9 protein-coding genes are annotated in these 13,270 nt (G+C 62.8%); 5 read left to right on the top strand and 4 right to left on the bottom strand.

Annotated elements, in window-relative coordinates; all coding sequences use genetic code 11:
* The first annotated feature begins 21 nt into the window (after positions 1-21).
* The gene (locus tag XarbCFBP7408_RS01800) at positions 22-2,925 is read left to right on the top strand and encodes a TonB-dependent receptor domain-containing protein (protein WP_104560849.1); all 2,904 of its coding nucleotides are present in this window, start codon (positions 22-24) and stop codon (positions 2,923-2,925) included.
* Positions 2,926-3,042: 117 nt separating this feature from the next.
* Here XarbCFBP7408_RS01800 and XarbCFBP7408_RS01795 read toward each other — a convergent pair whose 3' ends face one another.
* Complete coding sequence (locus tag XarbCFBP7408_RS01795) at positions 3,043-3,651, bottom strand: TetR/AcrR family transcriptional regulator (RefSeq protein WP_016902764.1); 609 nt, start codon at positions 3,649-3,651, stop codon at positions 3,043-3,045.
* A 135-nt stretch (positions 3,652-3,786) separates the two neighbouring features.
* On the opposite strand from XarbCFBP7408_RS01795, the gene XarbCFBP7408_RS01790 reads away from it, so the two are divergent.
* Positions 3,787-4,710, top strand: a complete 924-nt coding sequence (locus XarbCFBP7408_RS01790; RefSeq protein ID WP_181106811.1) for an alpha/beta fold hydrolase — start codon at positions 3,787-3,789, stop codon at positions 4,708-4,710.
* A complete protein-coding gene (locus tag XarbCFBP7408_RS01785) occupies positions 4,707-7,181 on the top strand; it encodes an acyl-CoA dehydrogenase (RefSeq protein ID WP_104560847.1) in 2,475 nt (824 codons plus the stop codon). The genes XarbCFBP7408_RS01790 and XarbCFBP7408_RS01785 overlap by 4 nt, the downstream gene beginning before the upstream one ends.
* Positions 7,182-7,427: 246 nt before the next feature.
* On the opposite strand, the gene XarbCFBP7408_RS01780 is transcribed toward XarbCFBP7408_RS01785, so the two are convergent.
* On the bottom strand, positions 7,428-7,781 hold the full coding sequence (locus XarbCFBP7408_RS01780) for a DUF1304 domain-containing protein (RefSeq protein WP_104560845.1): 354 nt from the start codon (positions 7,779-7,781) through the stop codon (positions 7,428-7,430).
* Between the two features lie 14 nt (positions 7,782-7,795).
* On the opposite strand from XarbCFBP7408_RS01780, the gene XarbCFBP7408_RS01775 reads away from it, so the two are divergent.
* Positions 7,796-8,116, top strand: a complete 321-nt coding sequence (locus tag XarbCFBP7408_RS01775) for a hypothetical protein (protein WP_104560843.1) — start codon at positions 7,796-7,798, stop codon at positions 8,114-8,116.
* An 83-nt stretch (positions 8,117-8,199) separates the two neighbouring features.
* On the opposite strand, the gene XarbCFBP7408_RS01770 is transcribed toward XarbCFBP7408_RS01775, so the two are convergent.
* Entirely contained in the window at positions 8,200-9,561 is a 1,362-nt protein-coding gene (locus XarbCFBP7408_RS01770; RefSeq protein WP_104560841.1) for an NTP/NDP exchange transporter, read from the bottom strand.
* Between the two features lie 368 nt (positions 9,562-9,929).
* On the opposite strand from XarbCFBP7408_RS01770, the gene XarbCFBP7408_RS01765 reads away from it, so the two are divergent.
* Positions 9,930-11,273 carry a serine hydrolase domain-containing protein gene (locus tag XarbCFBP7408_RS01765; protein WP_181106809.1) on the top strand — a complete coding sequence of 448 codons (1,344 nt, stop codon included), beginning with the start codon at positions 9,930-9,932 and terminating at the stop codon, positions 11,271-11,273.
* A gap of 596 nt (positions 11,274-11,869) precedes the next feature.
* On the opposite strand, the gene XarbCFBP7408_RS01760 is transcribed toward XarbCFBP7408_RS01765, so the two are convergent.
* On the bottom strand, positions 11,870-12,349 hold the full coding sequence (locus XarbCFBP7408_RS01760) for a hypothetical protein (protein ID WP_039519650.1): 480 nt from the start codon (positions 12,347-12,349) through the stop codon (positions 11,870-11,872).
* Between the last annotated feature and the right edge of the window lie 921 nt (positions 12,350-13,270).

Raw genomic sequence — 13,270 nt, 5'->3', positions numbered from 1 at the left:
GATCACTTGGAGAGAGAGCTAATGAATTACAAGTCCAACAAGCTGCGCGATGCAGTCGTCCTCGCGCTTGTCGTAGGCGTCGGCGGTACCGGTACCGCCATCGCCCAGGAAGCCGGCGGCGCCACCAACCTTGACAAGATCGAGGTCACCGGTTCGCGTATTCGTCAGGTCGATAGTGAAACCGCTCAGCCGGTGATGTTGATCAGCCGTGACCAAATCGAAAAGCAGGGCTTCAAGTCTGTTGCGGACATTCTGCAGAACATTCCTACCGCAGGTTCGCCGGCAATCAGCCGCACCTCGCCCTTGAGTTCGGGCGAAAACGTTGGCGGCTACTACATCGATCTGCGCAACTTAGGTGCAAATCGCACTTTGATCTTGGTTGATGGCCACCGCCTTGGCATCACCAACGGCGGTTTGCAAGACGTTGCATCCATTCCCGCAGTTATGGTTGAGCGCATCGAAGTCCTAAAGGATGGCGCATCCACGATTTATGGCTCTGACGCGATTGCGGGCGTGATCAATATCATCACCCGCAAGGATTTCGAGGGTGCTGAAGCCAACGTCTACATCGGCCAGTGGGGCCAGGGCGATGGTCAGCGCGAAGTGTACGATTTCACGATGGGTTTCCGTGGTGATCGCGGCTCGCTGACCGCCGGCGTCGAATACACCAACGAAGATCCGGTATGGGCGCGTGATCGCTGGTTCAGCCGCAACCGCTTCCCCACAGGCGAGAAGACCGAACCGCGGCCGGGAGGCCTTTCTGGCACCACCGAATTCGGTCGACTGGCGTATCGCAATGCTGCCGGCGGGACGTCCACGGCGACACTGCGCCGCGATGTGGCAGGACTTGATCCGGCAGATTTTTCAAGCTATCGCCCGCTCAATGGCACCGATACGTCCAACCCTTCATTAGCCTCAACCGTCTATAGCGGCATCAAGCGCAAGTCAGCGTTTCTTAACGGCCATTTTGACTTCACCGACAATGTTGCATTCGACACCAGCGTTCTCTACACGGACCGCGAATCATTTGCACAGAACGCTGGCTATCCGATGCAAAGCGCTGCATTTGATCTGAGCAGTGGCGGCTTGTCGGTGGACAGCGTGTTCAATCCTTTGGGCAATCAGGCAAGCGGTGCATTGCCGCCGGGCGTGGCACCTCAAAGCGTTCAATATGTCCGTCGCGGCTGGGAAGTTCCCCGCGAAGTCATGAACAACCTGACAACTTCACGGTTCACGGGTAAGTTCAGTGGAAGCTTCAACTTCGGTGAGAAGTACTGGGATTGGGAAGCTGGTTTCCTTTACAACCAGAACAAGGGCACCCAAATCAGCACGGGCAACCTAAACACCTTTGCTGTCGGTCAGGCCACTGGACCATCCTTCATCAATGCAGACGGTGTCGCCCAGTGCGGTACTGCAGGTGCTTCGATTCCGCTCGGTTCCGGCCCCGGGGCCTGCACGCCATGGAATCCGCTAGTTCCGTTTGGCTATAACGCGCCAAACGGCTTAAGTGATCCAAATGTTCAGGCATACCTGTATCAGCCGGGCCAGGCATTGTCCGAAACCACGACGAAGAACTACTTCGCAAGCGTGGCTGGAGTGCTCGCAACTCTGCCGGCGGGTGACCTTGGCATGGCATTTGGCGTTGAGCGTCGCGAAGAAAGCGGTTCGTTCTCGCCGGACGCATTGGCGCAAACCGGTATTTCAACTGATCTGGCCGCCGGCCCGACACGTGGTGGTTACAACCTCAACGAAATCTATGCCGAATTGCAGGTCCCACTGCTTGCAGATCTGCCGGGCGCGCAGGAACTCAGTGTAACCCTCGCCTCCCGTTATTCGGATTACGACACCTTCGGCAACACCACCAACAGCAAGTTCGGCTTCAAGTGGAAGCCGATCGAATCCCTTTTGGTACGCGGTACGTGGTCAGAAGGTTTCCGCGCACCGACCGTGGCGGACCTGTTCGGCGGCCTCTCGCAAAGCTTTGAAAATTACACTGACCCATGCGATACATCTTTCGGTCCGGCGGCAGGCAATGCACGCTGCTTGGCAGATGTTCCGGCTGGCTTCCGTCAGCTCAACGCATCGGGTATTGCTCCGGCACCGGGTCCAGGCGAACAGTCGAACGTGCCTTTCATTTCTGGCAGTACGCCAACCTTGACTCCGGAAACCTCTACTTCCAAGACGCTTGGGCTTGTGTGGAGCCCTGGCTTCCTCAATGGCCTCAACGCCTCGTTGGATTGGTGGAACATCCGCATTGAAAACACGATCGTTGCTGACACGCCGACGGACCTTTTGGATGACTGCTATCTACGTGGGCTAGAGTCGCGTTGCGTCGGCTTCACCCGTAACGCGGCGGGTAATGTCAGTGAACTTTCCTTCGGGTTGCGTAATGCCGGCTACGTGGAAACCGAAGGTTTCGACTTTGACCTGACCTATCGCTTTGAAACTCAGTGGGGCAATTTCACCACCTCGCTCCTGAATACATATGTGTCCAAGAACGAGCTGAAAGCTGATAACACCGACAATCCCCCCAGCCAGCAGAACGGCTTTGGTGGCAACTTCCGGGTTCGCTCCAATCTTTCGGTGAACTGGCAGTGGGACGATTGGTCTGTAACCTGGAGTACGCGTTATTTCTCGCGCACCAAGGAGCGCTGCTTTGCTGATGACCGCTGCAGCTTGCCGAACTTCAGTGCCCCTGAATTCCAGGGCTCTATCGTTGGCATGAATGAACTAGGCTCGAATACGTTCCACGACCTGCAAGTTGCCTACGTCCTTCCCTGGAACGCGACGGTTGCCGTTGGTGCGAACAACATTTTCGAACACTACTCTGCGCCTGCTTACGGTCAACCCAATTCCGGCTATTCCTATTACGGTGGGTATGACATCGGTCGTTTCATGTACATGAAGTATCAGCAGCGCTTCTGATGCAGATCAGAACCGAGGTTTAAGGAAACGGCCCCGGGAGGGGCCGTTTTTTGTTGTGATATTCCTAAGCATCAAGCTAAAAGAGTAATCAGTCTGGCGTGGAATAAGTCATGCCGTTCACCCCGGAATCAAGGTCTGGATCACATGCTCGACGTAGGCCTCGAAGTCTTCGCGGGCCTGCTTGGGCTGCTGCAGTTGCAGCGAGAGCTGCAGGAAGCCGACGTAGGCGGCGTAGGCCAGGCGGGCGCGGTGTTGGGCGTCGGTGCGGCTGAGGCCGGCCTGGCGGAACGAGGCGATCAGATAGTCGAGGCGGCGCTGCGAGACGCGGTCGATGACCGGGCGCACGGCCGGGTGGTCGAGTGCCTTGAGCAGTTCGCTGTAGATGACGTGCGGCTTGACTTCGTGCGCGACCAGTTGGAACAGCGCACGCAGGCGTGCGCTCGGGTCCGGGACGTCTTCCAGGCTGCCAAACACTTCTTTTTGTTCGAAGATCTCCCAGCGCTCCAGGGCTGCCTGCAGCAAGGCATCGCGCGAGGGAAAATGCCAGTAGAAGCTGCCCTTGGTCACGCCGAGACGGCGTGCCAACGGCTCCACCGCCACGGCGCCCACCCCTTGTTCGGCGATCAGGTCCAGTGCGGCCTGCGCCCAATCGTCCGCGCTGAGGCGGTTGCCGCGACCGGAAGTGGCGCGGGGCGTGGTGAGGCTTGGGTCGGTGATGTCATTCATTGCAGCGATTTAACCATACGCTTGAGTCAGTTGCAGTATGCATCACAAAAGACACACCACGGCCATGATTCAACGGCTTAACCGTCCATACCAGGCAGTATTGACAGCAGCCCGGGCAGATCCATACCATGAGGTATGGTCACTTCCCCTCCTAGCCTCGCCCACCGTGCGTCCACCACGCGCATCGACGCTGGCGAGACGTCGCTCGCGGTGTCGGTGCGCGGCACGGAGCACGCGCCGACGGTGCTGCTGGCACACGGGTTTGGACAGACCCGGCATGCCTGGGAAGGCACGGCGGCCCAATTGGCCCATGCTGGCTACCGGGCGCTGGCCTACGATGCGCGCGGTCATGGCGATTCCGGTTTCAACGACGCAGACCTGCCCTACTCGGCCACGCAATTCACCGATGACCTGATCGTGCTGGCAGGCGAGCAGGCCGAGCCGCCGGTGCTGGTTGCCGCATCCATGGGCGGCTTGTTCGGCCTGCTTGCGGAGGCGCGCTGGCCAGGTCTGTTTCGCGCGATCGTGCTGGTCGACATCACGCCGCGCTGGGATACCGCAGGCGTGGAGCGCATCCTGCGCTTCATGACCGCGCATCCGGATGGCTTCGCAGCGCTGGATGCAGCTGCCGATGCGATCGCTGCGTATCTGCCGCAGCGCCCGCGCAAGACGTTTGAGCAGTTGCAGGCCTGGTTGAGGCAGCGCGCGGACGGGCGCTGGCGCTGGCGCTGGGATCCGCGGCTGGTCGATGAACTGGCGGGACAGGATCCGCACGCACAACAGCAGACCTTGCTGGACGCTGCCGCGCGGGTGCGCTGCCCGCTGTTGCTGATCAGCGGCGGGCGCAGCGATCTGGTCACGCCGGACACCATCAAGGAATTCCTGTCGATCGCGCCGCATGCGCAGCACGTGCAGCTGCCCGACGCCACGCACATGCTGGCCGGCGACGACAACACCACGTTTACCGCAACCGTGTTGCATTATCTGGACGCACTGCCCCCGGTTGGCACCATCGCAGCGTCCAACATCACCGAGCATGTCACTGGAGCAAGACCATGAGCATCGTTGCACCGTTCCTCCTCGTCATCCTGGCGGCGGGCATCGCTGCCTATCACCGCATGCGCCTTGCCACCTGGGTCGCGCTGAGCGCCTGTGTGCTGGTGGCCTGCTGGTTGCTGGGTGCCAATCTCACCGCCACCATCGTCGCTGCCGTGCTGGTGGTGCTGGTCTCCGCACCAGTGCTGTTGCCGTTCCTGCGCAAGCCGCTGCTGACCACGCCGTTGATGGGCTTTTTCCGCAAGGTGCTGCCGCCGCTGTCGCAGACCGAGCGCATCGCGCTGGAAACCGGCTCGGTGGGTTTCGAAGGCGAGCTGTTCACCGGCGACCCGGATTGGCAGAAGCTGCTCAACTACCCCAAGCCGCAACTGAGCGCCGAAGAGCAGGCCTTCCTGGATGGCCCGGTCGAAGAGCTGTGCAGGATGGTCAACGACTGGGAGATCACCCACGTCCATGCCGACCTGCCGCCGGAGCTGTGGGAGTACATCAAGAAGAACAAGTTCTTCGGCATGATCATTCCCAAGCAGTATGGCGGGTTGGGCTTCAGCGCGCTGGCGCATCACAAGGTGATCCAGAAGCTGTCTTCGATCTCCAGCGTGGTCAGCTCCACCGTCGGCGTGCCGAATTCGCTCGGGCCGGGTGAGCTGCTGCTGCATTACGGCACGCCGGAACAGAAGGACTATTACCTGCCGCGTCTGGCGGTCGGCGCCGAGGTGCCGTGTTTCGGTCTGACTGGCCCGTTCGCCGGCTCCGATGCGACCTCGATCCCCGACTACGGCATCGTCTGCAAGGGCGAGTGGAATGGCGCCAACGTGCTTGGCGTCAAGCTCACCTTCGACAAGCGCTACATCACCCTCGCGCCGGTGGCCTCGCTGATCGGCCTGGCGTTCCGCGCCTACGATCCGGATGGCCTGATCGGCGACAAGAAGGACATCGGCATCACCCTGGCACTGTTGCCGCGCGAAACCCCCGGCGTGGAAATCGGCCGTCGCCATTTCCCGCTCAATTCGCCGTTCCAGAATGGCCCGATCCACGGCGAGGAAGTGTTCATCCCGCTGAGCCAGTTGATCGGCGGCGTGGAGATGGTCGGCAAGGGCTGGAACATGCTCAATGAGTGCCTGGCGGTGGGCCGCTCGATCACCCTGCCCTCCACGGCCAGCGGCGGCAGCAAGTATGCCGCCGTGGTCACCGGCGCGTATGCGCGCATCCGCAAGCAGTTTGGCCTGTCGGTCGGCCGCTTCGAGGGCGTCGAAGAAGCGCTCGCGCGGATCGGTGGCAAGGCGTATGCGATCAGCGCGTTGTCGCAGGCCACCGCTGCGGCGGTGGACCGTGGCGATGTGCCGTCGGTGCCATCGGCGATCGCCAAGTATCACTGCACCACCATGGGCCGCGAAGTGGTCAGCGACATGATGGATGTGATCGGCGGCAAGGGCATCATCCTGGGACCGCGCAACTTCGCCGGCCGTGCCTGGCAGGCTGCGCCGATCGGCGTGACCGTGGAAGGCGCCAACATCATGACCCGAAGCCTGTTGATCTTCGGGCAGGGCGCGATCCTGTGCCATCCGTGGGTGATGAAGGAGATGCAGGCAGCGCAGGATCCGGATACGCGTCGTGGCCTGGAAGCGTTCGACCAGAGCCTGTTCGGGCATATCCGCTTCGGCATCTCCAATGCGGTGCGTTCGGTCTGGTTCGGTCTGACCGGTGCGCGCATCGGGGCAGCGCCGGGCGATGCGTATACCCGGCGTTTCTTCCGCAAGCTGGATCGTTATTCCGCCAACCTGGCGCTGATGGCCGACGTGTCGATGCTGATGCTCGGCGGCAAGCTCAAGTTCAAGGAATCGTTGTCCGGCCGTCTGGGCGATGTGCTGAGCCATATCTACCTGACCAGCGCGATGCTCAAGCGCTATCACGACGAAGGCGCGCCGGCGACCGATCAGCCGCTGCTGGCCTGGGCGTTCCATGACAGCGTGCACAAGATCGAAACCGCACTGTCTGCGGCGCTGCGCAACTTCCCGATCCGTCCGGTGGGCTGGCTGATGTGGGTGCTGATCTTCCCGCTGGGCCGTCGTGCCGAAGCACCGGGCGACCGGCTGGGGCACCGCGTGGCATCGATCCTGATGACGCCGAACGAAGCACGCGACCGTCTGGGCCAGGGCGTGTTCCTGACCCCGTGCGCCAACAACCCGGGCGGACGTATCGCCAGCTATCTGGCCAAGGCAGTGCTGGCCGAGCCGGTGGAGCGCAAGTTCCTCAAGGCGCTCAAGACCAAGGGCATCGAAGCGCTGGACTTCACCGCGCAGCTGGACGAGGCCGTGGCCGAAGGCGTGATCACCGGCGACGAGCGCAGGCAGCTGGAAGAGTTGCGCGAGATGATGATGGACACCATCACCGTGGACGATTTCGATCCGCATGAGCTGCGTGCGGCCAGCTACTACGACAAGCCGCAGGCCCAGCAGCCGCGCGAAGCGGCGTAAATCTCAGGCCGAGGTGACAAGCAGACAGCGGCGGGCTTCGGCCCGCCGTTGTCGTTTGTGGAGATTGGCTACCGTGGAGACCGACCATCTCGCAGTTGCATTGCCTGCCGCCGTCACCCTCGACCAGTTCGCGACAACTGCAATTCCAGCGAGCCGCCTGGTAGGAGCGGGCTTGCCGCGATGAAGCTCCACCGGTAACGCCTCATCGCGGGCAGGCCCGCTCCTACCGACAGCGAGCAAGCCGCCTCAACGCGGCAGCCATAGCAATGCCAGGGCAATCAGCGCGGGCAAGGCCTGCACGAAAAAGATGCGCCGGTTGACGCTGTAGGCGCCATAGCAGCCTGCCACGACGACACAGCCCAGAAAGAAGCCCAGCACATCCACGCGTGCCTGCAACGCACCCCAGAACAGGCCCGCTGCCAGGAAGCCGTTGTACAGGCCCTGGTTGGCCGCCAGCACGCGCGTGGCCTGCGCCTTCTCAAGGGTATTGCGGAAGGTCTTCAGGCCCAGCGGCCGCGTCCACAGCACCATCTCCAAGACCAGGATGTAGACGTGCAGCAGGGCGACGCCCAGGCCGGCAACGATGGCGAACAGGGACATGGCAGATCGGCGTGATGGATGTGGCGGCCAGCATAGCGGTGATTGCGGCCCTGCTGTTCGGAGCAGGCGACGGAACCCGGCGCGCCAGCAAGAGATGGGGGATGTGCAGCACCTGCATGCATGATCGGAGCGTCGCCATTGCCGGCATCGGCGGCGTGTCCTGCAATGGCCTGATCTATCTGCTCGCCACGCTCTCCCAAAGGCAAAAGCGGCTAGTTCAAACAGCGGCATCGCTAATGCATGTCATGCCCTGCTTGCCTGTGCACAGCGACCATCTCGACCGGTCCTTGCCCGCCCACCGTCGCGGGACCTTACGCGGCATGGATGCCGCGTAAGCGCCTACCGGGACGTACCTGCGGCGTGCCCTGCCAGGGTGGGCGGGCAAGGGCGCTGCAACCAGGCCACTTGTTGACCGCTCCTAGTCGGAGACCTGATTGCCAGTCTCCGCATCGCGCTCTGCGGGCAGTTTGCGCGCCTCGCGCAGCAGGCCGAACGCGCCCAGGGTCATGCCCGATGCCACCAGCAGTCCGATGCCGAACACCGCGCCGGAGCCGAATGCCGACACCAGCTTGTGCACCCAGACGAAGGTGAGATCGCCACCGCGGTAGATCACCGTGTCGATCGCCGCGCCGGCCTTGTAACGCCATTCCCGATCCACCCGCGTGTACAAGGTCTCGCGCGCCGGCTTGGCCAGTGCGAACTCGCTGGAGCGGGTGATCACCTGCACGATCGCCAGCATCATCGGCAACGGCGAGGCCGTCAGTACGGCATAGCCCAGCGTGATCGCCACGCCCGGAATCAGCAGCGCCGGTGCGATGCCGAAACGCGACAGCAGCGCGCGCGTCACCAGCAGCTGCAGCACCAGGGTCAGCGCGTTGATCGCCAGGTCGATACTGGCGTAATAGGCGGTGGCCGCCGCTGCGTCCGTGTAGAGCCGGCGTACCAGCGCTGCCTGCTCGTTGTAAAGCAAGGTGCCGACGCCCACGCCGAACAGCACCATGAAGGCCAGCCAGCGCAGCAACGGCTCGCGCACGATCAGCTTGAGCCCGCCCAGCACATCGCCGCCCATCGGCACCTCGCCGGAGCTCAGCTGTCGCTCCTGCTCGCGCGCAACCGCCCACAGGCGCAGACGCAGCACGCAGACCACGCACACCGTCAGAAACCCGGCCGACACCAGCATCAGATGCGCGATGCCGATGCGTTCGACCAGGGTGCGGGTGAGGATCGGCCCGAGAAACGCGCCCAGCGTGCCGGCCGCACCGATGTAGCCATAGTAATTGCGCGCTTCGGCATTGCTGAAGACGTCGGCCATGAAGCTCCAGAACACCGCCACCGCAAACAGGTTGAAGACCGTCACCCACAGGAAGAACGCCAGGCCGCGCCCAGGCACGCCGCTGTCGAACAACACGTAGAACAGCAACAGGGTTGCGATGAAGAAGCCATACACCGCCGGCAGGAACACCCGGCGCGGATAACGGCTGACCAGCGCGCCGTAAACCGGCTGCAGCAACACCATGATCAGGAAGGTGCAGGTGAACAGTACCTGCAGGGTGAAGTCCTTGAGCGGCACGCCATGCGCGGCGAAGAAGGCGATCATGCCGGTGGGGAAGATCGCTTGCATATCCGCCGACGCGCTCATCGCCTCGCGCACCGGGCGCAGCACGTAGTAGCCGCTGAGCAGGCAAAAGAAGTACAGGAACGACCACGCCAGCGGCGGCGAGCTGCGCAATGCCGCGCTCAGACGGCCAGCCGCCGAACGCGGCGACGATGGGCTGGTCATCGGGTTAGGCTCGCCCGCATCAACGGGCGCGACAGCAGGGACATGGCAGCGGCAACACCCGCGAAACAAGCGCGCAAGTTAGCCGATGCCGCGCTGCATCACCAGCAGCAGCGCGCGGCACGTACCGAATCGATCGCCTGCGGAGACGGCACGCCGCTTGCAGTTGTTCCCGCACAGGCGCCGGGTTGCGTTCAAGGGCGCCGCGCAGGTCGATTTATGAACCTAAAATCATCAATAGGATCAATATGATGCCCATTCATCTTGCGGCAGTTTGTGCTATTGCGAAGCGCGGCGCTAGAATCGCCGGAGGCAGTGGAACAGGCGGGACAACCATGACTCAAATGCGCAGGCGCCGACGGTTCCGACCGTTGGCCATCGGGCTGCTCGGGGCGTTATTGCCTCTGGCCCTCTCTTCCACCGCGCAGACACCCGCGCCGGCTGCTTCTGCGCTGCAGCCGGCCACCGTCGTGCAGTCGACCACCGCTCCGCTGCAGTATCGTGCGTCGCTCCCGGCCAGCCAGGTGCTTGCTCCGGCGGCCGGGTTCGATGTGGCCGCGTTCGAATCGATGGCCAACCAGTTGACCTACGGCAATCGCCTGCCCGGCATGGCGATGGCGATCGTGCAGGGCGGCAAGGTGCTGAGCGCACGCGGCTATGGCGTCACCGACGTCAATCACCCGCAGCCGGTCGACGCGCATACCGTGTTCCGTCTGGCGTCGCTGTCCAAGGCCTTCGCCGGCACCATGGCCGGATTGCTGGTCAACGACGGCGTGCTGCGTTGGGACAGCAAGGTGGTGGACTACGTGCCCGGCTTCCAGCTCAGCAATAACGTCGCCACCCGGCAGCTCACCGTCGCCGAGGTGCTCAGCCACCGCGTCGGGCTGACCCGCAATGCCTACGACAGCGATATCGAATCCAACGTCGACTACTACTCGCTCAGCCATAAGCTTGCCGCCGCACCGTTGCGCTGCGCGCCCGGCGATTGCTATGCGTACCAGAACGTCGCCTTCAGCCTGGTCGGCGATGTGGTGTTCGCTGCGTCGGGCAGCTTCTACGAGCAGTCGGTGGAGCGCCGCATCTTCAAGCCGCTGGGCATGAACGATGCGAGCATGGGTCTGGCCGGCATCCAGGCCAGCCCGCGCTGGGCGCGCCCGCACGTGCGCAGCCGCAATGGCTGGGTGTCGTTGACGCCCAAGCCGACCTACTACCGCCTGGCCCCCGCTGCCGGGGTCAATGCCAGCGCCAGCGACATGGCGCAATGGCTGCTCGCGCACACCGGCCACCGCACCGACGTGCTGCCTGCGCCCCTGCTGGCGACGCTGCACGCGCCGCTGATCTCCACGCCTGGGGAGATGCGCTCGGGTTGGCGCCATGAGCGTGTGGACGCTGCCAGCTATGCGCTGGGCTGGCGCGTGTTCGACTACGCCGGCCATCAGGTCGTCTTCCATGCCGGCGCCGTGCAAGGCTATCGCGGCCTGGTCGCACTGCTGCCCGAGCGCGATCTCGGCATCGCGATCATGTGGAACGGCGAGAGCGGCCTGCCTTCCGGCATGCTGCCGACCATTCTGGATCGTGCGCTGGGCCTGCCCGCCAAGCGTTGGCTGGATATCGATGTGGACGGCGACTTCGGCAGCGAGAACATGCTGGCCGAGCGTCCCGATCCTGCTGGCAAGGGTGCCTCGTCGGGCAAGTCGGTGGCATCGCCGCGCTGAGTTGGCGTTGCGGCGACCTCGCACACAGGCGGCTTCGGCCGCCTGTGTCGTTTCTGGCCTGCAGAGAATCGCGTCGGGCGCGTCGACATCGCTGACCGGGAACCTGGCATCGCTGCATGGCCATGCGATGACGGTCATGGCAGGCGCAGGTTGAGTCAGCTTGCCGAGTGCGCGCGCCAGACCTGAAAAGCCAGAGCGTGGCTCGCCCCACGATGCGGCCCACTGCATCTGCCCCCGCTTGGCACGACCAACACACCGCACCGCTACGCCAATCGATGGCGGCACGACCGATCGGGACAGACGATGGTCAGTTGGGCGGGCGGCGCAGCGGTCCAGCCCACCAGCAGGGTTGGACTGGAGAAAGCGAGTGGCGGGTGGCGAATGGCAAATAGCGATAGTGCGGAGATAGCCACAACACTCCGGCCTGACATCCCGCCAAGCAGAACGCGGCGCGTCCGGCAGGCATAGCTTCGGCTGTCCGCGTGCGATCGGCACTTCCTCGATCACGGACGCCCTGGGCCCGCCAATAAAAAAGCTCCCTCCCCGCTGGGCGTCGGGGAGAGAGCTCGATGTTTACGGCGATCGGGTAGTGCGGATCAGATCAGCGGCGCCGGGGTTGCGGGCAGCGCGACCGGAGCGGCCTTCTTCTTGCGAACGGCCGGCTTCTTCTTGGCGACCTTCTTCACAGCAGGCTTCTTGGCGGCAGTCTTCTTGGTGGCGGACTTCTTGGTCGCCTTCTTGGCAACTGCCTTCTTTGCGGTCTTCTTCACCGCTTTCTTGGCGGTCTTCTTGACGGCCTTCTTGGCGGCGGTCTTCTTGGTCGCCTTCTTTGCAGTCTTCTTCACTGCCTTCTTGGCGGCAGTCTTCTTGGTTGCCTTCTTTGCAGTCTTCTTCACTGCCTTCTTGGCGGTTGCCTTCTTTGCAGTCTTCTTGACGGCCTTCTTGGCAGCAGTCTTCTTCACTGCCTTCTTGGCGGTTGCCTTTTTGGCGACCTTCTTGACGGCCTTCTTGGCGGCAGTCTTCTTCACTGCCTTCTTGGCAGTGGGTTTCTTTTTCGCAGCTTTTGCAGTGGCCATGTAATTGGCTCCTCGTCAGTGAACTATGGAGGTGAAACGCCCAGTTGAAGCAAACCCCGCAACGGCATGCCGTCGTCGGGAACCGTCCGCAGGGAATGCGCGACGGGACGGATACAGAAACACCCGCATCGAACAGCGACGCGGGTGCGTGATCGGAGCGACTGCTGCTTTTTTGGAGAGAAGCGGACCCAACTCCACCGTGGATAGCGCTTCGGTGGACATCGGGAACAAGCGTGTCGGCTTGATGTCGATTCTGCTCACTCTCTTTCGCAGCAACGTCTGCTGGGCGAAACCTAATCACGCTTTTTTTTACTGTCAACACTCTTTTGCATTTTTTTTTTCAACGCCTCGTCGCCACGCGTCCCGTCGGACGGCTCCAAAGACGCCGCGCGATGGCGCGCGCAGCTGCCCTTGGCATGCAGCCGTGCAACGCCGTCTGCAAAAAAGCACTGCTTTTGTGCTGTTTTTTTTTAGCGATGCAGACACGCACGCTATCGCCCACCGCAGCGACGCAGCGACGCCCCCCCGCTCGCTGCAGCGCGCGCCGCCTGTCCGCCAGCTGAAAATTTTTTATCGACCAAGCTTGCCCAAGGCCTCGCACAAGCAAAAATGCGCAAACTTGTCGCGCGTTTTTCGACCCATGCATGCACCCGCATGCACTACCAACGGCATGCGTTGCGCACTGTCTCCGAGCTAGGACGCACGCGATGCGGCGGATGTTTTTTCACCGGCTGCACGCCATCTCCTCACGACCGGCTCACGTCAGAAATCCGACACCACGACAGTCGCGTCGCGTTCGACGATGTCGCGCGCGCGTGCCGCTGGCGAGTGCACGGTCGTCGAACATCGGGAAAGGCTTCGACTGCGCGCGACAGCCGGCGCCGGTCGGTCGCGCGCAGATCGGCAGGACGCACGCCATCG

The organism is Xanthomonas arboricola pv. guizotiae (genome assembly GCF_002940205.1).
GTDB lineage: Bacteria > Pseudomonadota > Gammaproteobacteria > Xanthomonadales > Xanthomonadaceae > Xanthomonas > Xanthomonas arboricola_C.
This window is presented reverse-complemented; position numbering and strand designations above follow the sequence as displayed.